Origin of the sequence: Salmonella sp. NW722 (assembly GCF_051702785.1) — a bacterium.
GTDB classification, from domain to species: domain Bacteria; phylum Pseudomonadota; class Gammaproteobacteria; order Enterobacterales; family Enterobacteriaceae; genus Salmonella; species Salmonella enterica.
The window spans coordinates 815,180-838,618 of record NZ_JAMMIN010000001.1 but is presented as its reverse complement, the minus strand read 5'-3'; the positions used below and the strand labels follow the sequence as shown (position 1 = coordinate 838,618).

Annotated in this window: 25 protein-coding genes; 16 read left to right on the top strand and 9 right to left on the bottom strand. The window is 51.7% G+C overall.

Annotated elements, in window-relative coordinates; genetic code table 11:
* Positions 1–104: 104 nt before the first annotated feature.
* Complete coding sequence (locus tag NA330_RS04120; protein WP_023242444.1) at positions 105–1,337, top strand: MFS transporter; 1,233 nt, start codon at positions 105–107, stop codon at positions 1,335–1,337.
* A 53-nt stretch (positions 1,338–1,390) separates the two neighbouring features.
* Here the strand turns inward: NA330_RS04120 and NA330_RS04115 are convergent, their stop codons facing one another.
* Positions 1,391–2,206 carry a Cof-type HAD-IIB family hydrolase gene (locus tag NA330_RS04115; protein ID WP_000023554.1) on the bottom strand — a complete coding sequence of 272 codons (816 nt, stop codon included), beginning with the start codon at positions 2,204–2,206 and terminating at the stop codon, positions 1,391–1,393.
* Entirely contained in the window at positions 2,203–3,414 is a 1,212-nt protein-coding gene (locus NA330_RS04110; protein ID WP_000217430.1) for an MFS transporter, read from the bottom strand. The genes NA330_RS04115 and NA330_RS04110 overlap by 4 nt, the downstream gene beginning before the upstream one ends.
* Positions 3,415–3,581: 167 nt before the next feature.
* On the opposite strand from NA330_RS04110, the gene NA330_RS04105 reads away from it, so the two are divergent.
* Positions 3,582–4,202, top strand: coding sequence for a TetR/AcrR family transcriptional regulator (locus tag NA330_RS04105; protein ID WP_000661873.1), 621 nt, complete (start codon positions 3,582–3,584; stop codon positions 4,200–4,202).
* A 116-nt stretch (positions 4,203–4,318) separates the two neighbouring features.
* Here NA330_RS04105 and NA330_RS04100 read toward each other — a convergent pair whose 3' ends face one another.
* Positions 4,319–6,004 carry an aspartate:alanine antiporter gene (locus NA330_RS04100; RefSeq protein ID WP_001024853.1) on the bottom strand — a complete coding sequence of 562 codons (1,686 nt, stop codon included), beginning with the start codon at positions 6,002–6,004 and terminating at the stop codon, positions 4,319–4,321.
* 270 nt (positions 6,005–6,274) lie between these two features.
* On the opposite strand from NA330_RS04100, the gene NA330_RS04095 reads away from it, so the two are divergent.
* Entirely contained in the window at positions 6,275–6,652 is a 378-nt protein-coding gene (locus NA330_RS04095) for an inner membrane protein YbjM (RefSeq protein WP_000680850.1), read from the top strand.
* Between the two features lie 31 nt (positions 6,653–6,683).
* Here NA330_RS04095 and NA330_RS04090 read toward each other — a convergent pair whose 3' ends face one another.
* The gene (locus NA330_RS04090; RefSeq protein ID WP_000495513.1) at positions 6,684–6,947 is read right to left on the bottom strand and encodes a GrxA family glutaredoxin; all 264 of its coding nucleotides are present in this window, start codon (positions 6,945–6,947) and stop codon (positions 6,684–6,686) included.
* Between the two features lie 169 nt (positions 6,948–7,116).
* Between NA330_RS04090 and NA330_RS04085 the strand changes: the two genes are divergently transcribed.
* From NA330_RS04085 to NA330_RS04025, 13 genes are all read left to right on the top strand, one after another.
* Entirely contained in the window at positions 7,117–7,407 is a 291-nt protein-coding gene (locus tag NA330_RS04085) for a YbjC family protein (protein WP_001259129.1), read from the top strand.
* A complete protein-coding gene (gene nfsA / locus NA330_RS04080) occupies positions 7,391–8,113 on the top strand; it encodes a nitroreductase NfsA (protein WP_038429076.1) in 723 nt (240 codons plus the stop codon). The genes NA330_RS04085 and nfsA overlap by 17 nt, the downstream gene beginning before the upstream one ends.
* 57 nt (positions 8,114–8,170) lie before the next feature.
* Positions 8,171–9,073 (top strand): 30S ribosomal protein S6--L-glutamate ligase, encoded by a 903-nt coding sequence (rimK, locus tag NA330_RS04075; RefSeq protein ID WP_000684361.1) that lies wholly within the window; start codon positions 8,171–8,173, stop codon positions 9,071–9,073.
* Positions 9,074–9,169: 96 nt separating this feature from the next.
* A complete protein-coding gene (locus NA330_RS04070) occupies positions 9,170–9,646 on the top strand; it encodes a YbjN domain-containing protein (RefSeq protein ID WP_000624810.1) in 477 nt (158 codons plus the stop codon).
* 348 nt (positions 9,647–9,994) lie between these two features.
* On the top strand, positions 9,995–11,107 hold the full coding sequence (potF, locus tag NA330_RS04065) for a spermidine/putrescine ABC transporter substrate-binding protein PotF (protein WP_000125769.1): 1,113 nt from the start codon (positions 9,995–9,997) through the stop codon (positions 11,105–11,107).
* An 87-nt stretch (positions 11,108–11,194) separates the two neighbouring features.
* Positions 11,195–12,328 carry a putrescine ABC transporter ATP-binding subunit PotG gene (potG, locus tag NA330_RS04060; RefSeq protein WP_001000698.1) on the top strand — a complete coding sequence of 378 codons (1,134 nt, stop codon included), beginning with the start codon at positions 11,195–11,197 and terminating at the stop codon, positions 12,326–12,328.
* Positions 12,329–12,337: 9 nt separating this feature from the next.
* A complete protein-coding gene (gene potH, locus NA330_RS04055; RefSeq protein ID WP_023242443.1) occupies positions 12,338–13,291 on the top strand; it encodes a putrescine ABC transporter permease PotH in 954 nt (317 codons plus the stop codon).
* Positions 13,288–14,133, top strand: a complete 846-nt coding sequence (gene potI / locus NA330_RS04050; RefSeq protein WP_001061629.1) for a putrescine ABC transporter permease PotI — start codon at positions 13,288–13,290, stop codon at positions 14,131–14,133. The genes potH and potI overlap by 4 nt, the downstream gene beginning before the upstream one ends.
* A 73-nt stretch (positions 14,134–14,206) precedes the next feature.
* Entirely contained in the window at positions 14,207–14,680 is a 474-nt protein-coding gene (locus NA330_RS04045) for a YbjO family protein (RefSeq protein WP_001668047.1), read from the top strand.
* A 42-nt stretch (positions 14,681–14,722) separates the two neighbouring features.
* Positions 14,723–15,853 (top strand): 23S rRNA (uracil(747)-C(5))-methyltransferase RlmC, encoded by a 1,131-nt coding sequence (rlmC, locus tag NA330_RS04040; protein WP_001149776.1) that lies wholly within the window; start codon positions 14,723–14,725, stop codon positions 15,851–15,853.
* Between the two features lie 282 nt (positions 15,854–16,135).
* Positions 16,136–17,479 (top strand): PTS sugar transporter subunit IIC, encoded by a 1,344-nt coding sequence (locus NA330_RS04035; RefSeq protein ID WP_000399323.1) that lies wholly within the window; start codon positions 16,136–16,138, stop codon positions 17,477–17,479.
* Positions 17,480–17,508: 29 nt separating this feature from the next.
* The gene (locus tag NA330_RS04030; protein WP_000655399.1) at positions 17,509–17,829 is read left to right on the top strand and encodes a PTS sugar transporter subunit IIB; all 321 of its coding nucleotides are present in this window, start codon (positions 17,509–17,511) and stop codon (positions 17,827–17,829) included.
* A 9-nt stretch (positions 17,830–17,838) separates the two neighbouring features.
* Positions 17,839–19,326 carry a sulfatase gene (locus NA330_RS04025; RefSeq protein WP_000644020.1) on the top strand — a complete coding sequence of 496 codons (1,488 nt, stop codon included), beginning with the start codon at positions 17,839–17,841 and terminating at the stop codon, positions 19,324–19,326.
* Positions 19,327–19,544: 218 nt separating this feature from the next.
* Here the strand turns inward: NA330_RS04025 and artJ are convergent, their stop codons facing one another.
* The 5 genes from artJ to artP all read right to left on the bottom strand — a co-directional run bounded on the left by artJ (position 19,545) and on the right by artP (position 23,381).
* The gene (artJ, locus tag NA330_RS04020) at positions 19,545–20,276 is read right to left on the bottom strand and encodes an arginine ABC transporter substrate-binding protein ArtJ (RefSeq protein WP_000737538.1); all 732 of its coding nucleotides are present in this window, start codon (positions 20,274–20,276) and stop codon (positions 19,545–19,547) included.
* A gap of 236 nt (positions 20,277–20,512) precedes the next feature.
* The gene (artM, locus tag NA330_RS04015) at positions 20,513–21,181 is read right to left on the bottom strand and encodes an arginine ABC transporter permease ArtM (RefSeq protein ID WP_000895396.1); all 669 of its coding nucleotides are present in this window, start codon (positions 21,179–21,181) and stop codon (positions 20,513–20,515) included.
* Positions 21,181–21,897: an arginine ABC transporter permease ArtQ gene (gene artQ, locus NA330_RS04010; protein ID WP_001001677.1), complete on the bottom strand. Its 717-nt coding sequence runs from the start codon at positions 21,895–21,897 to the stop codon at positions 21,181–21,183. The genes artM and artQ overlap by 1 nt, the downstream gene beginning before the upstream one ends.
* A gap of 6 nt (positions 21,898–21,903) precedes the next feature.
* Positions 21,904–22,635, bottom strand: coding sequence for an arginine ABC transporter substrate-binding protein ArtI (gene artI / locus NA330_RS04005; protein ID WP_000756586.1), 732 nt, complete (start codon positions 22,633–22,635; stop codon positions 21,904–21,906).
* A gap of 17 nt (positions 22,636–22,652) precedes the next feature.
* Positions 22,653–23,381, bottom strand: coding sequence for an arginine ABC transporter ATP-binding protein ArtP (gene artP, locus NA330_RS04000; protein WP_000027186.1), 729 nt, complete (start codon positions 23,379–23,381; stop codon positions 22,653–22,655).
* Between the last annotated feature and the right edge of the window lie 58 nt (positions 23,382–23,439).

The following is a 23,439-nucleotide window of genomic DNA, read 5'->3' as shown; positions in this document are numbered from 1 at the left end:
TTCTGTAAAAATGTGCGCTATTTCCCTTGCTGCCTCATAATTCGCTATCTCAGTTCCCCGACTTTCATTACACTCTGCGCGGTTTTTATTGGCGAAGAGATGGTATGCAGAATCGTTTACAATCAGGCGGCAGGCTGGGACGTCAGGCGCTGCTTTTTCCTCTCTGTCTGGTGCTGTACGAGTTTTCTACTTATATTGGCAACGACATGATCCAACCGGGTATGCTGGCGGTGGTTGAGCAGTATCAGGCGGGCCTGGACTGGGTTCCGACGTCCATGACCGCTTATCTGGCGGGCGGTATGTTCTTACAATGGCTGCTTGGCCCGTTGTCTGACCGGATTGGCCGTCGTCCCGTGATGCTGGCGGGCGTCGTGTGGTTTATTATCACCTGCCTGGCGACGTTACTGGCGAAAAACATCGAACAATTTACATTCCTGCGTTTTTTGCAAGGGATTAGCCTGTGTTTTATCGGCGCTGTAGGGTATGCCGCGATTCAGGAATCCTTTGAGGAAGCGGTCTGTATAAAAATTACCGCGCTGATGGCGAACGTGGCGTTAATCGCGCCGCTACTGGGACCACTGGTTGGGGCGGCATGGGTGCATGTTCTGCCGTGGGAGGGGATGTTTATTTTATTTGCCGCACTGGCCGCTATCGCCTTTTTCGGGCTACAGCGCGCAATGCCGGAGACCGCCACGCGGCGGGGCGAAACGCTGTCATTTAAGGCGCTGGGCCGGGATTATCGACTGGTGATAAAAAACCGGCGGTTCGTCGCAGGGGCGTTAGCGCTGGGATTTGTCAGCCTGCCGCTGTTGGCCTGGATTGCGCAGTCGCCGATTATCATCATTAGCGGCGAACAGCTCAGCAGCTATGAATATGGTCTGCTGCAGGTGCCCGTTTTTGGCGCGCTCATTGCCGGTAATCTGGTGTTGGCGCGTTTAACCTCCCGACGTACGGTTCGCTCGCTGATCGTGATGGGCGGCTGGCCTATCGTCGCGGGGCTGATCATCGCCGCGGCGGCGACGGTGGTTTCATCCCATGCTTATTTATGGATGACGGCGGGATTAAGCGTATACGCTTTTGGCATTGGGCTGGCGAATGCCGGACTGGTGCGCCTGACGCTCTTCTCCAGCGATATGAGTAAAGGAACGGTCTCGGCGGCGATGGGAATGATACAAATGCTGATTTTTACCGTTGGCATTGAAGTCAGTAAACACGCCTGGTTAAGCGGCGGCAATGGGCTATTTAGCCTGTTTAATCTGGCAAACGGTATTCTTTGGCTACTGCTGATGCTGGTCTTCTTAAAAGATAAGCGGACGGGGAATTTGCAAACAGTCTGAGAGAGCGGCTACGCCTGATAAGCTTTTTGTTATCAGGCATAGAGAGGCATCCGCTAGACGTTGAACGGCGGCTCGTTGTTTAATACGCTGTCGATAATATCCAGCACGCCTTCCTGGTTGTTCGATCCGGCGCGGTATTTCGCCGCCGCCGCGACCGCTTCGCTGGCGTGCGACATGGCAAAACTAAACCCGGCCTGACGCAGCATCTCAATATCGTTGCCGCCGTCGCCGAATACCACCACTTCACTATCATGAATGCCCCAGCGCTGCTGTAACAGACGCAGGCCGTTGGCTTTATGCACGCCGGGAATTATTAAATCAATACTGCCATAGCCGGTATGAACGGGGACCATGATATCGCCAATGGCGTCGTGCAGCGCCGCCTGTACTTCCGGTATCCGTTCATCGGTAATATTAAGGCCGAATTTGAAAAAGACATCGTTGATGTTATTAAAATTATCCACAAACTCCAGACGATGATAATACATTGCCGCAACGGCTTTTAACGCATCGTTGTACCGTTTCAGCGTATAGGCGCTGTTTTTTCCACAGGCGATAATCTCCACATCGGCGCGTGTGAGCAGGTGTTCGACAACCGTCTGGAAGTCGGCTTTTGTCAGCTCGCCGTTAAAAATATCCTCTCCTTCGCTGACCACCCAACCGCCGTTTTCCGCGACAAAAGCGATTTCGTGCGCAATTTCCGGAAAGAACGAGATTAACTGGTAATACTGGTTGCCGCTGGCCACGACAAAGCGAATGCCTTGCCGCTTCATTTGTTGGTACTGCGCCATAAACCGATCACGGTTATAGGTTTTTTGATCGCTCAGAAACGTGCCGTCCATGTCGACGGCGATTAATTTGATACTCATGCGTTATGCTCCATCACCGGTTGCGGAGTCGATACAGGTTTGGCGACGGCCTTCGCCACCAGCGCCGCCAGAATAACCAGCGCCAGCACAACCATCATGGCGCTGCGTAATCCATAATGCTCTCCCAGATAGCCCAACAGCGGCGGCCCGACCAAAAACGCCAGATAGCCGGTCGTGGCGACAACGCTCACGCGCGTCGGCGCGTCGGGACCGGTATCGCTGGCGGCGGAAATAGTCAGCGGGAAGCCGAGCGAAGCGCCTAAGCCCCAAAGAATGACCGAGACGCCGGCAACCCAGTCGCTATCGACAAAAATAATCAGGCCAATGCCCAGCGCTCCCATCAACGCACTGGCGCGAACAACCGTCACCCGGCTATAGCGGTCAATAAACCAGCCGCCGGTAAAGCGGCCAACGGTCATACCAAGCGTGAAACCGGCGTAGATCAGAGAGCCGGAGGTTGGGCTAAAACCGTGTCCGTCTACCATCAGTAGCGGCAGCCAGTCATTCGCAGAGCCTTCGGCGAATGCCATTGCCAGCACCACCACGCCAATAAGCAAAAGCTGGATGTCCCGATAAAAAGGTAATCCTTTTTCCTGAAGGTGAGCATCTTCCGATGCGTTTTTACCCGTACCGTCAGGGATCGCCCGAATGGCGATAAAAATGGGCGCGATCGCCACGGCAGCCGCGAGGATGATATGGATGTTAGCCGGGACGCTTAATGCGGTTAACGCCATACCGACACCAGCGCCCGCCAGCGTGCCGAAACTGTAAAAACCATGCATCATCGGCAGAACGGTTTTATTCAGCTCGCGTTCGACCGCCGCGCCTTCGACATTAATCGCCACTTCGGCGGCACCAAAACTGGCGCCGAAAACGGCTAATCCAAGGGCAAAAATCAGCGGCGAGGCGCACCACAGCGCGACGCTAAGAATAACCATCCCGGTTACTGCGCAGGTCATCGTCGTGCGAATAACCTTCCGGGTGCCAAATCGTTTCACCAGCCAGGCGGAACAAAGAATACCGCTCATTGAACCGATAGAAAGCCCGAATAAGACCGCCCCCATTTCCGCGGTAGAGACGGAAAGAATATCCCGAATAGCAGGCGTTCGGGTTGCCCAGGAGGCCATCAGCAGTCCGGGTAAAAAGAAGAACATAAACAGCGCCCAGGTACGGCGTTTTAAGGCGTTACGTGAGGAGAGGACGGTCATAGCGTCAGGCCAGAAAATAGAAGCGAGAGGTAAACATTAGCAAGCTTGTGTACATTTGTACATATCGTCGTCATACTTCGTTGTGCAGACAGTTTTTACTGTCTGTTTTTTCAGCGTAAGCGGCAGGCTACTATCGCCTGCATCCTGAATGAGATGTGGAACTCATCATGAAAGAAAATGCCGTAAGACGCGCCAATGATCCTAAGCGACGGGAAAAAATAATTCAGGCCACACTGGAAGCGGTAAAGACCTATGGCGTTCATGCCGTGACGCACCGGAAAATCGCCGCTATCGCTCAGGTGCCGCTTGGCTCGATGACCTACTATTTTGCCGGTATGGATGCGTTATTGAGTGAAGCTTTTACACTTTTCACCGAGAACATGTCGCGTCAATACCAGGATTTTTTTGCGCAGGTGACGGATGCGGAGGGGGCGTGCCAGGCGATAACGGAAATGATTTACGGCTCGCAGGTTACGACGCCGGATAATATGGCGTTAATGTATCAGTTATATGCCTATGCCAGCGATAAGCCAGCGTTAAAAATAGTCATGCAAAACTGGATGCAGCGTAGCCAGAATACGCTGGCGCAGTGGTTTGACGCGCAGACCGCCCGCGCGCTGGATGCGTTTATCGAGGGGATGACGCTGCATTTTGTAACGGATCGAACGCCGCTGGCGCGTGAAGCGATTTTACAGATGGTAAAGCGAATCGCCGGAGAGTCAATGTCGTGTCACTCTGCGTCAGGCAACAAAAAACCCACCAACCTTGAACCGAAATGGCGGGGTTGATGGGCTCCACAAAATGGGGACATCAAAGAAAAGCAGTGGCAATAGGTATGACTGATGCTTTAACGAAAAGTTCGACCTATTGGCAAAATTTTTTCACTTAAAGGCAAACTTCAGTTTTATCCTAACCCCGGCCAGATGATGACAATAAGCGTCCCCGCCAGCGTTAGCAGAACGTTGGCGATGGCGTAAGTGCCCGCATAACCCAGCGCTGGAATATTGCTGCGCGCCGTATCGCTAATGATTTCCATCGCCGGGGCGCAGGTACGCGCGCCCATCATGGCGCCGAACAGCAGCGCCCGGTTCATGCGCAGCACATAAGCGCCAAACAAGAAGCAGATCACCACCGGTACCAGGCTGACGACAAGCCCGGCGATCAGCATTTGTCCGCCGACCGCGCCCAGACCGTTGCTGATACCGCTGCCGGCGCTTAAACCAACGCCTGCCATAAATACCATCAAGCCGAATTCTTTCACCATGTTAAGCGCGCCCTGCGGAATATAACCAAAGGTAGGATGGTTAGCGCGCAGGAAACCGAGCATGATCCCGGCGAACAGCAATCCGGCCGCGTTGCCGATGCCGAAACTAAAATTGCTGAACTGGAAGGTAATCATCCCGATCATTAACCCGATGATAAAAAAAGCGCAGAAGGCGAGCAGGTCCGTCACCTGACTATGGATCGAAATAAAACCAATGCGATCGGCGATGGTTTTTACGCGTCTGGCGTCGCCGCTCACCTGTAACACGTCGCCTTTATTCAGCACGACGTTATCGTCGATAGGCATTTCGATCTGGCTGCGGATGACGCGGTTAAGGAAGCAGCCATGATCGGTCAGCTTGAGCTGAGCGAGGCGGCGACCGACCGCATTGTGGTTTTTCACCACAATTTCTTCCGTTACGATGCGCATATCAAGCAGATCGCGATCAAACACTTCCTTACCATTACGGAAGCTGGGATCGAGCCTGGCGTGCGCGTCCGGATAGCCGACCAGCGCAATCTCATCGCCCATTTGCAGCACCGCATCGCCATCCGGGTTCGCCAGAATACCGTTACGACGAATACGTTCGATATAGCAACCTGTCTGGCGGTAAATACCCAGCTCGCGCAGGTTTTTGCCGTCAGTCCAGGCCACCAGTTCCGGACCAACCCGATAGGCGCGGATAACCGGCAAATAAACTTTGCGATTAGCATCGGTATCCAGACCGCGCTCGCGAGCAATTTGCTGGGCGCTGGTTTGCAAATCCTGATGCTGCAGTTTAGGCAAGTAGCGCGCGCCCACGATCAGACTGACCAACCCAATCAGATAGGTCAGGGCATAGCCCAGGCTCAGATTATCAAGAGCGGAGGAGAGTTGCGTGCTGGCGATGCCGGAATGTCGCAGGGTATCGCCTGCGCCAACCAGCACGGGCGTGGATGTCATTGAGCCGGCCAGCATACCGGCCGTCAGGCCGATATCCCAGCCGAATAGCTTACCAAGGCCTAAGGCGATTAGCAGAGCGCTACCGACCATGACCAGGGCAAGCATCAGATAGTTTTTACCGTCGCGAAAAAAAATCGAAAAAAAGTTGGGGCCAGCCTCGACGCCGACACAAAAAATAAACAGCATAAATCCCAGATTTAGCGCGTCGGTGTTAATACTGAAGTGTTGCTGCCCTAATAATAGAGAGACCACTAAAACGCCAATGGAATTACCAAGTTGGACTGAACCCAGACGTAACTTGCCAAGACACAGGCCAAGAGCCAGGACCACAAATAATAACAGGATGTAATTCCCATTTAACAAATCTGCGACGTTTATATTCACGGAGACTAACTTCTTGTTTACGAGTAAGCTGTTGAAAGAAATGGTAATTTACGCTACTGTTTTTATCATGAATTAAGGGTGCAATCGTATTGCATACAGCATCCAAATAAAAACAACACAACAATATATCCTGCTAGTTTAATCTTATTGCGTACTAACGGCTATAAGAATCGTGCAGGTGTGTTTTTGGCATGGAATGCCACATGACTTTATCTGACTGGATGCCTCACGGCGGAAAGCGTGTTCGATAGAGAGTGTCAGGAGGAACGATTGAAACATAAACACGGGTGGGCAAGCGTTGTCTGCTGCTTTGTACTCTTTATTGTGGTGTGTCTTTCATTAACTATGCATGTACAAGGCGCTTTTCGCGCGGCAGGGCATCCTGAGATTGGACTGTTATTTTTTACGTTGCCTGGTGCGGTGGCCAGTTTTTGTTCTCACCGACGCGAGGTGATCCGACCGCTGATCGGGGCGATGCTGGCGGCGCCGTTTTGCCTGGTGTTAATGCGCGTGGTATTTATGCCTACCCGATCGTTTTGGCAAGAACTGGCGTGGTTATTTAGCGCCGTATTCTGGTGTGCGTTAGGCGCGCTCTGCTATTTGTTTATTAGCAGCCTGTTTAGCCACCGGCGAAAAAAACGCCGATAGCGCCCTCCGGTAGAGGGCGTTGCCAGAGCAATCAGGCGAAAAGATTCAGATTTTCTTTTGCCCATGCTTCAAAATCCGTACAGCCGCCGATATGTTTTTGATCGACAAAAATCTGCGGTACGGTTTCTACAGGTTTACCTACGGTTTTTTCCAAATCCGCTTTAGTAATGCCTTCTGCATGGATATCAATATAGCGGTAGTTAAAATCGTCGCGTTCTTTGCTCAGTTTTTCCGCCAACTCTTTTGCACGCACGCAATAAGGGCACCCTGGGCGGCCAAAAATAACAGTAAACATATCTCTCCTCGAACATAAAGCCAGACGGCGAACAGGTGTTATCATGCCGCGATTTACGGCAGATGAAAAGCAGGTTACGCCTGTTCCTTTGATAACCCAGGGCTATATCTGTTAAGCACGCCGGACCAGAACGTTCTACACTGTGCGTCAGTTAACCGGGAGGCTTGATATGCGCACGATTGGCGTGTTACCCAAAAGCATACTGATACTGGAATACCTCGGTATGATTTTGCTGGCGCTTGCTCTGCTATCGCTTAATCATTACCTTACGCTGCCCGCGCCGTTCAATACGTCGCTGGCTGGCGTATTGATGGTTTTCCTCGGCGTCGTGTTGATCCTCCCCGCCGCGGTGGCGATGATGTGGCGTATTGCGCAGTTACTGGCGCCGCAGTTGATGAAACGTCCACCCGACATTTCTTCCCGTTCAGATAGAGAAAAGCATAATGAGTCCGACCATTGAACTTCTTTGTGGCCATCGTTCTATTCGCCATTTCACCGATGAACCCGTGACTGACGCGCAGCGAGAGGCCATTATTGCCGCCGCGCGCAGCACGTCCAGTTCCAGTTTTTTACAGTGCAGCTCTATTATCCGTATTACCGATCGGGCGCTGCGCGAGGCGTTAGTGCCCCTGACGGGCGGGCAAAAGCATGTGGCGCAGGCCGCTGAGTTCTGGGTATTTTGCGCCGATTTTAATCGTTATTTGCAGATCTGCCCTGACGCGCAGTTGGGGCTTGCCGAACAACTGCTGCTCGGTGTCGTCGATACGGCGATGATGGGGCAAAATGCGCTGACGGCGGCGGAATCACTGGGGTTAGGCGGCGTGTATATCGGCGGCATCCGTAACAATATTGAGTCTGTTACCGAACTATTAAAATTGCCGAAGCATGTATTGCCGCTCTTTGGCCTGTGTTTGGGATGGCCTGCGGATAATCCGGATCTGAAACCGCGCCTGCCTGCCGAGCTTGTGGTTCATGAGAACCAGTATCAACCGCTTGATGAAAAGCTGCTGGCGCGCTATGACGAGCAGTTGGCTGAGTATTATCTGACCCGCGGCAGTAATACGCGACGCGATACCTGGAGCGATCATATCCGTCGCACCCTGATTAAAGAAAATCGCCCATTTATCCTTGAATATTTGCATAAACAGGGCTGGGCGACGCGCTAAAACCTGCGGGCCAGTGTATGATACGCGGGCTTTTCAGGGTTTTCAGCGAGGTGCAGGGTGAAAATTGCCATATTGTCCAGGGATGGAACGCTCTATTCTTGCAAACGTCTGCGCGAAGCGGCGATGCGGCGCGGCCATCTGGTCGAGATACTCGATCCTCTTTCCTGCTATATGAATATTAATCCGGCAGCGTCGTCGATCCATTACAAGGGGCGTCGTCTGCCCCATTTTGACGCCGTTATTCCCCGTATTGGTTCGGCCATTACCTTTTATGGTACCGCTGCGCTACGTCAGTTTGAGCTATTGGGTAGCTATCCGCTGAATGAATCCGTCGCCATTACCCGCGCGCGCGATAAGCTGCGATCGCTACAACTTCTGGCGCGCCAGGGGATCGATCTTCCCATTACCGGGATCGCCCATTCGCCGGATGATACCAGCGATCTTATTAAGATGGTTGGCGGGGCGCCGCTGGTCGTGAAGCTGGTAGAAGGCACGCAAGGGATCGGCGTGGTATTGGCGGAGACGCGTCAGGCTGCTGAAAGCGTTATTGATGCGTTTCGGGGGCTCAATGCCCATATCCTGGTTCAGGAATACATTGCCGAAGCTAAAGGATGCGATATTCGTTGTCTGGTCGTCGGCAATGAGGTTGTGGCGGCGATTGAGCGGTGCGCGAAAGCCGGTGATTTTCGCTCCAATCTTCATCGTGGCGGGGTGGCCAGCATCGCGACGATCACGCCCCGTGAACGGGATATCGCCATCAAAGCCGCACAGACGCTGGGGCTGGATGTGGCGGGCGTCGATATTTTACGCGCCGCGCGCGGGCCGCTGGTGATGGAGGTGAATGCCTCGCCGGGACTGGAAGGTATCGAAAAGACTACGGGCGTGGATATCGCGGGGCGAATGATTCAGTGGATAGAACGTCACGCTACGCCTGAATTTTGCCTTAAAATCGGCGGCTAATCGCAATCGTGGATTCCGCCGTAGTACGAAGCACGCTTTTTGCGTAAGCTGTGCCGGTAATTTTTTCATCGTCATCGTAAGAGGTAGCACATTATTATGATATCACTGGTCGTTCCCACTCTGGATACGTTGCGTCAATGGCTCGACGACCTGGGCATGAATTTCTTCGAATGTGATACCTGCCAGGCGCTGCATTTGCCGCATATGCAGAATTTTGACGGCGTCTACGATGCTAAAATCGATTTGGTGGACAACACCATTCTTTTTTCCGCGATGGCGGAGGTCAGGCCTTCCGCGTTGCTGCCGCTGGCGGCCGATCTCTCTGCTATCAACGCCAGTTCGTTGACGGTAAAAGCCTTTCTCGATATGCAGGATGATAATCTGCCAAAACTGGTTGTGTGCCAGTCTTTATCCGTTATGCAAGGCGTCACCTACGAACAGTTCGAATGGTTTGTTCGCCAAAGTGAAGAGCAGATTTCTATGGTGATCCTTGAGGCTGGGGCGCATCAGCTTCTGTTTAACGCGGAAGAAGACGCGCAAAAAACCAGCGCGGTTGACCATTTTCTTCACTAATCCCTTCCGATAATCAGGCAGTCGCTGCCAGCGCGGCTGCTGTTTACGTTTTTTTATGCTGCTATTAACCTTTATTTAAAGAATTATTCACCTCCTTTCTGACCATTTCGCTTTATCACATAGACAAAACCTGCATAAAAAATTGATAAAAGGCGTTTTTTAATCTGGGCTATAGCCTCAAACCTTAGCTAAAGTTATTCTTGCGAAGCTTCTATAGCGAGCTTGAGGGCAGGGAGGGCGACCTCTCTTCTTCATTTGTATCAAATGAAAAGGTATGCACATTTCAGGCATGTTTTAAACCACGCCTAATGGGTTCATTTGTTAACGGATTTCAGAAGGAAAGCGATGATGACCGCCTTAAAGAAAAAATGGCTATCGGGTCTGGTTGCGGGTGCTCTGATGGTCGTCTCTGTCGGCACGCTCGCTGCCGAACAAAAAACGCTGCACATTTATAACTGGTCAGATTATATCGCGCCGGACACGGTGGCGAACTTTGAAAAAGAGACCGGGATTAACGTTATCTATGATGTCTTTGACTCTAACGAAGTGCTGGAAGGCAAGTTAATGGCAGGCAGCACCGGGTTCGATCTGGTGGTGCCATCGGCCAGTTTTCTTGAGCGCCAGCTCACCGCGGGCGTTTTTCAGCCGCTGGATAAAAGCAAACTTCCCGGCTGGAAAAACCTCGATCCTGAACTGCTGAAACTGGTAGCGAAGCACGATCCTGACAACAAATACGCCATGCCCTACATGTGGGCCACGACGGGCATTGGCTATAACGTTGATAAAGTGAAAGCGGTGCTGGGGGATGATGCGCCAGTGAATAGCTGGGATTTAGTCCTCAAGCCGGAAAATCTGGAGAAGCTAAAAAGCTGCGGCGTCTCTTTCCTTGATGCGCCTGAAGAAATTTTTGCCACTGTGCTGAACTATCTGGGTAAAGATCCGAATAGCAGCAAAGCGGATGACTACACCGGCCCGGCAACCGATCTGTTGTTGAAGCTACGGCCAAACATTCGCTATTTCCACTCCTCGCAATACATTAACGATCTGGCTAATGGCGATACCTGTGTGGCCATCGGCTGGGCGGGCGATGTCTGGCAGGCCGCTAACCGGGCGAAAGAGGCGAAAAATGGCGTCAATATCTCTTTCTCGATCCCCAAAGAGGGGGCAATGGCGTTTTTTGATGTGTTTGCCATGCCGGCTGACGCCAAAAATAAAGACGAGGCCTACCAGTTCCTTAATTATCTGCTGCGCCCTGATGTGATTGCCCATATTTCCGATCACGTTTTCTACGCCAATGCGAATAAAGAGGCGACGGCGCTGGTCAGCCAGCAGGTGCGCGATAACCCGGGAATTTATCCGCCGGCGGATGTGCGGGCCAAGTTGTTTACCCTGAAAGTGCAGGAGCCGAAGATTGATCGCGTCCGCACCCGCGCATGGACGAAGGTGAAAAGCGGTAAGTAATTTATTAACGGTATGGCCTGATAAGCGTGCGCTATCGGGCATTCCACCGTTTGTATCGTTTGATTGTGTTATGCCGGAGAGCGCCTTGTGAATGATGTCCCCCACCGCCCGCAGGTGAAAACCCGTAAAGCGCTGACGCCGCTTCTGGAAATTCGCAACCTGACGAAGTCATTCGACGGGCAACATGCTGTCGATGATGTCAGTCTGACTATCTATAAAGGCGAGATTTTTGCCCTGCTGGGCGCGTCAGGTTGTGGAAAATCGACTCTGCTACGGATGCTGGCAGGTTTTGAACCGCCGAGCAGCGGGCAAATTATGCTCGACGGCGTCGATCTGGCGCATGTTCCGCCGTATCAGCGTCCGATTAATATGATGTTTCAGTCCTATGCGTTGTTTCCGCATATGACGGTAGAGCAGAACATCGCTTTTGGTCTGAAGCAGGACAAACTGCCGAAGGCGGAGATTACCAGCCGCGTCAATGAGATGCTGGGTCTGGTGCACATGCAGGAGTTTGCGAAACGTAAGCCGCATCAGCTTTCCGGCGGTCAGCGTCAGCGCGTGGCCCTGGCGCGCAGCCTGGCGAAACGTCCTAAGCTGCTCTTGTTGGATGAACCGATGGGCGCGCTGGATAAAAAATTACGCGACCGGATGCAGCTTGAAGTGGTGGATATCCTTGAGCGCGTCGGCGTGACCTGCGTCATGGTGACGCACGATCAGGAAGAAGCGATGACGATGGCGGGGCGCATTGCCATCATGAACCGTGGAAAATTTGTGCAAATTGGCGAACCGGAGGAGATTTACGAGCATCCGACGACCCGCTACAGCGCCGAATTTATCGGATCGGTAAATGTTTTTGAGGGCTTACTGAAAGCGCGTGAAGAGGATGGTCTGGTCATTGACGCGCCCGGTTTGGTTCATCCGTTAAAAGTCGATGCAGATGCCTCTGTCGTTGATAATGTGCCGGTATATGTGGCGCTACGTCCGGAAAAAATCATGCTCTGTGAGTCGCCGCCTGCCGATGGCTATAATTTCGCCGTCGGCGAAGTGGCGCATATTGCGTATCTCGGCGATCTGTCTATTTATCATGTGCGGCTAAAAAGCGGGCAGATGATCAGCGCTCAACTGCAGAATGCGCACCGTTACCGGAAAGGGTTACCGACCTGGGGCGATGAAGTGCGTTTGTGCTGGGAAGCGGATAGCTGCGTGGTCCTGACGGTATAAGGGGGAAACATGAGCACACTTGAACCTCCGGCACGCATCAGTAAACCTGGCGGCGCGGCGCTATGGTTGGCGCGAATGCAAATGAAACATGGGCGTAAGCTGGTTATTGCTTTGCCTTATATCTGGCTCATTCTGCTGTTTTTACTGCCGTTTCTTATCGTCTTTAAGATAAGCCTGGCGGAAATGGCGCGGGCGATCCCGCCGTATACCGATCTGCTGGAATGGGCTGACGGTCAGTTGTCGATTACGCTCAATCTCGGTAATTTTTTGCAACTGACCGACGATCCGCTTTATTTCGAAGCCTATCTGCAATCGTTACAAATTGCCGGTATTTCCACAATCTGCTGCCTGCTGCTGGGCTACCCGCTGGCGTGGGCGGTGGCGCACAGCAAGCCCTCCACGCGCAATATCCTGCTGCTGTTGGTGATCCTGCCCTCGTGGACGTCTTTTTTAATACGCGTCTATGCCTGGATGGGCATTTTGAAAAACAACGGTGTGCTGAACAATGTGTTGCTGTGGCTAGGGGTTATCGATCAGCCGCTGACGATCCTGCACACTAACCTGGCCGTCTATATCGGCATTGTTTATGCGTATCTGCCGTTTATGGTTCTGCCCATTTATACCGCATTAACGCGTATTGATTATTCGCTGGTGGAAGCGTCGCTGGATCTCGGCGCCCGACCGCTGAAAACATTTTTTAGCATCATTGTCCCGCCCACCAAAGGCGGAATCATCGCCGGCTCGATGCTGGTTTTTATCCCGGCGGTGGGCGAGTTCGTGATCCCGGAACTGCTTGGCGGGCCGGACAGTATCATGATTGGTCGCGTCCTGTGGCAGGAGTTTTTCAATAACCGCGACTGGCCGGTTGCTTCTGCGGTCGCCATTATTATGTTGCTGCTGCTGATAGTACCGATCATGTGGTTCCATAAACATCAGCAAAAAAGTGTGGGGGAGCATGGATGAATAACTTACCGGTCGTTCGCTCGCCCTGGCGCATTCTGATTCTGGTGCTGGGGTTTACTTTTCTCTATGCGCCGATGTTAATGTTGGTGATTTACTCGTTTAACAGTTCGAAGCTGGTGACGGTGTGGGCGGGATGGTCGACGCGCTGGTATGGCGAGCTCTTTCGGGATACCGCCATGATGAGCGCAGTGGGACTAAGCCTGACAATTGCCGCCTGCGCGGCGACGATGGCGGTGGTGCTCGGTACTATCGCCGCGGTGGTGATGGTGCGATTTGGACGATTTCGCGGCGCAAACGGCTTTGCGTTTATGATCACCGCGCCGCTGGTGATGCCGGATGTGATTACCGGGCTGTCGCTGCTGCTGCTGTTTGTCGCGCTCGGTCATGCTATCGGCTGGCCCTCCGATCGCGGGATGCTGACCATCTGGTTGGCGCACGTCACTTTCTGTACCGCTTATGTGGCAGTGGTGATCGCTTCGCGATTACGCGAACTGGATCGTTCGATTGAAGAGGCGGCGATGGATCTTGGCGCGGCGCCGTTAAAGGTCTTTTTTGTCATTACATTACCGATGATCATGCCAGCGGTGATCTCGGGCTGGCTGTTGGCCTTTACGCTTTCCCTTGACGATCTGGTGATTGCCAGCTTCGTTTCCGGTCCCGGCGCCACCACGCTACCGATGCTGGTTTTCTCCAGCGTGCGCATGGGCGTGAACCCGGAAATCAACGCGCTGGCGACGTTAATCCTCGGCGTGGTAGGAATCGTCGGATTTATTGCATGGTACCTGATGGCGCGAGCGGAAAAACAGCGGATTCGCGATATCCAGCGTGCAAGACGCGGCTGAAGCCACTAAAATCTTCCACTATGGCAATGCGTTGCCGCGCGGGTCGCGGCATCATTTTCAGGGAAGACATTCATTGGGATTTATAAAGCAATCAACCTCATCACATGCCCGTTTAAATGTGCCTACGCTGGTGCAGGTTGCGGCTATGGCGATTATTTTGATTCGCGGTCTCGATGTGCTGATGATTATGAATACCCTCGGCATACGCGGGATGGGCGAGTTTATTCATCGCAGCGTGCAGACGTGGAGCTTAACCCTGGTCTTTCTGGCCAGCTTAGTGCTGGTCTTTATTGAAATTTATTGTGCGTTTTCGCTGGTGAAAGGCCGTAGCTGGGCGCGCTGGGTGTACCTGGCGACACAAATTATTGTGAGCGGATATCTGTGGGCGGCGTCGTTAGGCTACGGGTATCCGGAGTTGTTTAGCATCGCGGGAGAATCGAAGCGTGATATCCTGCATTCCCTGGTCATGCAAAAACTCCCCGATCTTTTAATTCTGTTTCTGCTGTTTATTCCCGCTCCCAGCCGTCGGTTCTTCCGGCTGCAATAATGTGTATAATCGTCGCCCCGGATAATATGAAGGTTTTTTGGTATGCAGTGCGCACTCTATGACGCGGGTCGCTGCCGTTCCTGTCAATGGATTACGCAGTCGGTTAACGAACAACTTTCCGCAAAAACAGCCGATTTACATCGTTTGCTGGCCGGGCTGCCTGTTGAACAGTGGTGCGCGCCGATTGGCGGCCCGGAACAGCATTTCCGCAACAAAGCGAAAATGGTTGTGAGCGGTAGTGTAGAAAAACCGCTCTTCGGGATGCTGCATCGCGACGGTACGCCGGTCGATCTTTGCGGCTGCCCGCTGTATCCCGCCTCCTTTGCCCCCGTATTCAGCGCGCTAAAACCTTTTATTGCCCGTGCCGGACTCACGCCTTATAACGTGGCGCGAAAACGCGGCGAACTGAAATACCTGTTGCTGACGGAAAGCCAGTTCGATGGCGGTATGATGCTACGCTTCGTGTTGCGTTCAGAAACCAAACTTACGCAACTGCGCGCGGCGTTACCGTGGCTGCGCGCGCAACTGCCGCAGCTCAGAGTGATCACCGCAAATATTCAGCCGGTACATATGGCGATTATGGAAGGGGAGACGGAAATCTATCTGACGGATCAGCAGGCGCTGGCGGAACGTTTTAACGATGTGCCGCTGTGGATTCGCCCGCAAAGTTTCTTTCAGACCAACCCTACGGTCGCCAGCCGATTATATGCAACGGCGCGCGATTGGGTAGGACAACTGCCGGTACGCCATATGTGGGATCTTTTTTGCGGAGTGGGCGGATTCGGCCTGCACTGCGCGACGCCGCAGATGCAATTAACCGGTATTGAGATCGCGCCGGAGGCGATTGCCTGCGCGAAGCAATCCGCTGCCGAGCTGGGATTGACCCGCCTTCATTTCCAGGCGCTGGATTCCACTCAATTCGCCACCGCACAAGGCGAAACGCCCGATCTGGTGTTGGTGAATCCTCCCCGCCGCGGCATTGGCAAGCCGTTGTGCGATTACCTTGCACAAATGGCGCCGCGTTTTATTATTTATTCGAGCTGTAACGCGCAGACGATGGCGCAGGATATTCGTCATCTGCCGAACTACCGTATTCAACGTGTTCAGCTTTTCGATATGTTCCCGCATACCGCGCATTATGAGGTTTTAGCGTTACTGCGCAGGTCAATATAATATATTCACAGTATTTATTGTTATCCCTTAACTATTTCATAAAAATAATAAATACAATCAATTGATTATTTAATTCAATTGATTGTATTTATGTATTATCCTATTTTTGCAAATCAAATCACAAATAATCACTTTAAATCTTTTAATGACTACTTTTGATTATTACAGTGCGTGTAAGGCAAAATCAGACAAGGTGGTTTATCGGGTAACTTTCAATAGCATCAGCGAAGCAATACGTAACGTCAGTAAAGGGGTCAATCATGACAACGAATAGGCACGCTTATGGAGGGCGTTCAGACGATGTTTGCCAAATTTATAGATGTTATTCAAACGTTTTTAACTGAACCGGCAATATTAATTGGGATATTAGTCGGTGTTGGCTATGCGCTGGATAAAAAGACGCCTATAAAAATTATCACCGGTATGATCAGCGCGATGGTCGGTTTGATGATGGTGTTATTTGGCGGCTTTCAATTTTCAGCCACTTTTAAACCGGTTGCAGAGGCAGTCAGCAAGGCTTATGGCGTGCATGGATACTTAATGGATTCATACGCCATGAAAGCCGCGACGCAAATAGCGCTGGGCGATAATTTCGGCTATGTAGGATACGTTTTTGTACTGGCGTTTTTTACTAACCTGTTATTAGTTTTATTTGGCCGTTATACCGGCGCAAAAGGTATATTTCTTACCGGTAATACCGGGGTCTCTCATTCACAGGCGGTACTGTGGTTAATCGTCTTCTGGCTGGGGTTCGGTTGGGTACAATCCATTGTAATTGCCGGGGTATTGACCGGGGTCTTTTGGGCGTTTTCAACTACACTTATTGTTAAACCCATCGCCAAAGTGACCAATAACGCCGGTTTTACCATTGCGCATAACCAGATGCTGGGACTGTGGTTTTTCTCGAAATTCGCGCATAAATTCGGCGATCCGGAAAAGCATGACGCCGAAAACCTGAAACTTCCCGGTTGGTTAGCCATTTTTAACCACAACGTGACGGCAATCGCCATTGTGATGACGCTCTTCGTTGGCGGTTTTCTATTGGCGACAGGGATCGATAACGTACAGTTAATGGCGAAAGGCAAACCCTGGTATATCTATATCATCAATCTGGGCCTGCAATTCTCTATGTATATGGTCATCTTGCTGCAGGGCGTGCGGATGATGGTTGGTGAAATTAACGGTTCGTTTAAAGGATGGCAGGATCGCTTTATTCCTAACGCCATACCGGCTGTGGATGTTGCTGCTTTATTACCTTTTTCGCCGAACGCGGCCACGCTGGGATTCGTCTTTTGTACCTTCGGCACGATTTTTTCCATGGGCATTCTGCTGCTCATCCATAGCCCTATTATGGTATTGCCTGGTTTTGTTCCGCTCTTCTTTTCCGGCGGTCCCATCGGCGTATTAGCCAACCGAATGGGGGGATATCGTTCCGTTATTATTTGTACTTTCCTGTTAGGGATTATTCAGACTTTCGGTACGGTATGGGCCATTCCTTTAACCGGGCTGGCAAAAGAAGGCGTGGGCTGGACGGGAATATTTGACTGGGCGACTCTGTGGCCTGCAATTTGTGAATTACTGAAATTTATTGCTTCAACGTTCCATCTTGGTCCTTATTCCATTTAATTGATTCGGTTTATATAAAGGATTTTATTATGAAAGATTCTGTAAATATTTTATTCGTATGCGGTTATGGTGTAGGCAGTAGCGTAATGTTACAGACTGTTGTTAAAAAAGCGTTAGCAAAATATGACTTCTCTTTTGATATGGAGCATACGGCAGCGGGAGAGGTCGGTGGATTTACCGACTGGGCAGATATTTATGCGATTTCGAAAAAATTGCTTGATGTCGTTAGCCTCGATCCTAAACACGGACAATATCTCATTCCCATTGAAAATATCATGGATGGCGAATCAATAGGTAAACAGATTTACGATGTGGTAGAGAAAAATTTTCCGCACCTGCTCAACAAATGAGGGTGAGTCATGAAAGCGATTATTCTGCTGTTTGACAGTCTGAATAAAAACTATTTGCCGCCCTATGGTGATTTGCTAACGAAAGCGCCTAACTTTCAACGCCTGGCGGCACATGCCGCCACCTTTGACAATAGTTATGTCGGCAGTATGCCCTGTATGCCAGCCCGTCGGGAACTGCACACCGGGCGCTATAATTTCCTGCATCGTGAGTGGGGGCCGCTGGAACCCTTTGATGATTCCATGCCGGAATTATTGAAAAAAGCGGGGATCTACACCCATCTTATCAGCGATCATCTGCATTACTGGGAAGACGGCGGCGGTAACTACCATAACCGCTATAGCTCCTGGGACGTAGTACGCGGTCAGGAGGGCGATCACTGGAAGGCAAGTGTTGGCGAGCCGCCCATTCCGGAAGTACTGCGCGTTCCACAAAAACAAACCGGAGGCGGCGTTTCCGGGCTATGGCGTCATGACTGGGCGAACCGCGAATACATCCAGCAGGAAGCCGATTTTCCCCAGACGAAAGTTTTTGACGCAGGGTGCGATTTTATCCATAAAAATCATGCCGAAGATAACTGGTTATTGCAGGTTGAGACGTTCGATCCGCATGAGCCGTTTTATACCACCGAGGAATATTTATCGCTCTATGACGATGAGTGGCAAGGCCCACATTATGACTGGCCGCGCGGCAAAGTCAGTGAAAGCGAGGAGGCGATAGCGCATATTCGCTGTCGTTATCGGGCCCTGGTTTCCATGTGCGACCGTAATCTTGGACGTATCCTTGATCTGATGGATGAACACGATCTCTGGCGCGATACGATGCTGATTGTCGGTACCGATCACGGCTTCTTGCTGGGGGAGCACGGTTGGTGGGCTAAAAATCAAATGCCCTATTATAACGAGGTGGCGAATAACCCGCTGTTTATCTGGGACCCGCGCAGCGCGGTATGCGGAGCGCGACGGCAGTCGCTGGTGCAGATGATTGACTGGGCGCCAACGCTACTGGATTATTTTCAGCAACCTATTCCCGCAGATATGCAGGGCCAACCGCTGGCGAAAGTCATTGCCAGTGATGAACCCGTCAGGGAAGGCGCGCTGTTTGGCGTGTTTAGCGGACATGTTAATGTTACCGACGGACGCTATGTTTATATGCGGGCCGCGCAGCCGGGGCGTGAGCATGACATTGCGAACTACACGTTAATGCCGATCAAGATGAATGCGCGTTATGATGTGGATGAACTGGGAAAATTATCTCTGGCACCTCCGTTTAACTTTACTAAAGGGCTTCAGGTATTACGTATTCCGGCCAGGGAAAAATATAAAGGTGTGAATAGCTTTGGTCATCTTTTGTTTGATCTCAGAGACGATCCGCAGCAGCAACATCCTATTCATGATGAGGCCATCGAAGCAAGGATGATCAACTTACTTATCCGTTTGATGAAAGAAAATGATGCTCCGGCGGAGCAGTATCGCCGTCTGGGTCTGGATGTTGTCTAAAAACGTAACAATGTTGTAAGCCGGGTGCGCGTTAGCGTCACCCGGCAAGTATTAGTCCGAATCGCCTGTTGATGCAGGCGTTTGAGACTGATGACAAACTGTAGAATGCTCAATGGCGCTGCGCTTATCAGGCCAGGATAGTTTCCGATGGCGGCCCGTGGGCTGAATAAGGTATTTATACTGCCATTTCGCAACACGGTGGGCTAATCACATACGTCTTACTGCGGGAACCACTGATCGCTGATTTTCTGATAAGTGCCGTCCGCTTTAATGGCGGCCAGCGCATTATTCAGTTTTTCCAGCAACGCCTTATTGTCCGGGCGCACCGCGATGCCAAGTCCGGTACCGAAGTATTGCGGATCGGTCACTTTCTCTGTTGCCGGACCCAGTTGCGGATTCGTTTTCAGCCACTCATTGACCACTGCGGTATCGCCAAAGACGCCGTCAATACGGCCATTTTTCAGGTCGATAATCGCATTCTGGTAGCTGTCGTAGGCCACGGTTTTGACCTCCGGATGTTTATCCTGGAGATATTTTTGATGCGTGGTGCCATTTTCCATACCGATACGCTTACCTTTTAGATCGGTAAAGGTTTTATAGGTGTCTTTTTTGGCAATCACCAGCGCGGAGTTCGCATAATAGGGATTGCTAAAGGCGACCTGCTTACTGCGCTCCGGGGTAATGTCCATTCCGGAAATGACGGCATCATATTTTCTGAATTTCAGCGCCGGGATAAGACTATCGAAAGCATGATTGGTAAAAGTACATTCTGCCTGCATTTGCTTGCATAATGCGGTTGCCAGATCGATATCGAAGCCCACAATTTTATTACTCGCATCCAGGGATTCAAACGGGGGATAGGTGGCGGAAACCCCGAAATTGATTTTTTCAGCGGCGATGCTGCCAGTGGCGAAAGAGGCGAGTAATGCAGCCAGAACTAACTTTTTCATGATGTCACTCCCGTAATCTTATGATTATGCGCCGTGTCTGCGGCATAGATTTACAATGCCATCAATTGAATTTATATGCAATAAAAATGATTAAATATTTTGAAATGGATAAAAAAAGACGGACAGGTTAACCACTTGTCCGTCGGGTTTATTCAATATTATGCATCGTAGGTTTGATAAGCGCAGCGCCATCTGACCATTGTCGAACGGCGGCGAGAATGCCTTATCCTGCCGGGTTAATTGCGCCGCTCAAACGCCAGGGCTTTACGCTCAATCAAACGCATCATCAGCGTCAATAGACCGTTGACGACCAGGTAAATTACGCCTGCCGCGCCAAATACCACCACATCGTAGGTACGACCATAGAGCAACTGACTGTACCCCATGACTTCCATCAAGGTGATGGTATAGGCCAGCGAGGTACTTTTGAAGACCAGTACCACCTCATTAGAATAGGAGGAGAGGGCGCGTTTAAACGCATAGGGCAACAAAATCGCCAGCGTATCTTTCTTACTCATCCCCAGCGCGCCACAGGACTGCCACTGACCTTCCGGAATCGCGCGAATCGCACCATAAAATAGCTGCGTTGTGTAAGCGGCGCTGTTTAGCGACAACGCGATCAGTGCGCACAGCCACGGTTCAGACAGTAGATGCCAGAGTAGCGGATACTCTTGCAGTGTCGGGAATTGACCGGGTCCGTAGTAGATCAGGAAAATTTGCACCAACAACGGCGTACCGGTAAACAACGTGATATAGCCGCGCACCAGCCACACCACGAACGGCGTTTTTAGCGTCAGGATAATGGTAAAAACTAACGCCAGCACCAAAGCGACGGCAATAGAAGCCACGGTCAGCGTCAGGCTGGTGTGTAGCCCTTTTAGCAGTTCAGGTAAGTACTCAAGCATTAGTCCGGCCTCCGCTCAAAACGTGTCGCGCGCAGGTCTATGCGTTTGAGAATGTACTGACTGATCAGCGTAATGACCAGGTAAATAGCCGCCGCAATAATGTACCAGTTAAACGGTTCCTGGGTGCGTGTGGCAATACTTTTGGTCTGCAACATCAGATCGTTAACGCTGATAAGGCTGACCAGAGCCGTATCTTTTAGCAACACCAGCCACTGATTACCCAGCCCTGGCAGGGCGTGACGCCACATCTGCGGCATCACCAGACGGAAAAAAATCGCCGTCTTTGATAATCCCAGTGCCTGACCCGACTCCCACTGACCAGACGGAACGGCTTTCAGCGCGCCGCGTAGCGTCTGCGACGCATAGGCCGCATACAGCAGGGACAACGCAATCACGCCGCACAGGAACGGACTGACGTCAAAGTTCTCAATCTCCATTTGCACCGGGATCTGCGTAAAGCCGAGATGGAGGGTAAACCCGTCAGACAGCGTAAGCAGGAGTTGCGAGGAGCCGAAATAGATAAACAGCACCACCAGAATTTCCGGCAGGCCGCGCAAAATAGTGACCAGCGCGGAGCCTATCCAGGCAATCGGGCGCCATTTTACGGACTCCCAGACGGCAAAGAACATGGCTAACGCGAGGCCAATGATCAGCGCACAGACGGCAAGGCCGACGGTCATCCCGGCGGCGCTTGCTAAAGGAAAAAATTCGTTCATCAAAGATTACTTCTGGAACCATTTGTTATAGATGGTCTCGTAAGTCCCATCTTTCTTCACTTTTTCCAGCGCAGTATTGAATTTCTGCTGCAGCTCGGTGTTGCCCTGACGTACCGCGATACCCAGGCCGGTGCCGAAATAATCTTTATCGGTGACTTTATCGCCGACCGGCGCCAGCTTAGGATTGGCTTTCAGCCATTCGGTCACGACCGCCGTGTCGCCGAAAACAGCGTCGATACGGCCATTTTGTAGATCCAGCTTCGCGTTCTGATAGCTGTCATACGGTACGGTGGTGATTTCCGGATGCTTATCCATGATGAATTTCTGGTGCGTCGTACCGTTCTGTACGCCGACTTTCTTGCCTTTCAGTTGATCGACGCTGGTGTATTTGCCCTGCTGACCCACGAACAGCGCGGAGTTGTCGTAATATGGCGTGGTAAACAGCACCTGCTTTTCACGTTCCGGCGTGATATCCATTCCCGCCATTACAGCGTCGAAGCGGCGGAATTTCAGGCTGGGGATCAGGCTGTCGAACGCCTGATTGGTAAAGGTACAGGAGGCGTCGATCTCTTTACATAGCGCGTTGGCCAGGTCGACGTCAAAGCCGACAATCTTGTTATTAGCATCCATCGATTCGAACGGCGGATAGGACGCTTCGGTCGCAAAACGAATGGTCTGGGCTGCTGTAGCGGAAAGGCTAAAGCCTGCAATTAGCGCGGCAATCAGAACTTTTTTCATTGTCATTGTCCCGAATCTTAGTGAGAGAGATAGTTTTTGAACGCTTCGGTCTGAGGGTGGGCAAAGCAACCCGCATCACCGTGCTCGACGATGTGACCATTTTCCATATAAATCACACGACTGGCGGTCTTACGCGCCACTTCGACTTCATGCGTAACGATCACCTGAGTAATGTTCGTTTCCGCCAGCTCATGAATAATGCTGACGATTTGAGCGGTAATTTCCGGGTCCAGCGCGGCGGTCGGTTCATCAAACAGCAGCACCTGCGGCTCCATCATCAGCGCGCGGGCAATCGCGACGCGCTGCTGCTGACCGCCGGAAAGGTGCAACGGATAACGATCGCTATATGGCTTCAGACGTAAACGCTCCAGCAGCTTTTCTGCGCGCGCCAGCGCCTGATCTTTTGTCAGACCCAGTACGCGGCAGGGCGCTTCAATCAGATTCTGCACAACGGTGAGATGTGGCCAAAGATTATATTGCTGAAAGACCATTCCGACATTTTGACGTAGCTCACGAATCGCCTTATCGGACGGCGTTTTCGTAAAGTCAAAATGGTTCCCGGCGATAGTCAGAGTGCCGGAGCGCGGCATCTCAAGCAGATTGAGTACACGCAGCAGCGAACTTTTACCCGCCCCGCTTGGGCCAAGCAACACCAGCGTTTCGCCTTCGGGGCAATCCAGCGTGATATCGAACAGCGCCTGATGCGCGCCGTAAAAGCAATTAATGCCGTTTAATTGAATACTCATTGACACTCGTATACAGGCAGTCTGATAGCTATTGAAGCCGCAGATAGTACCTTTCGCA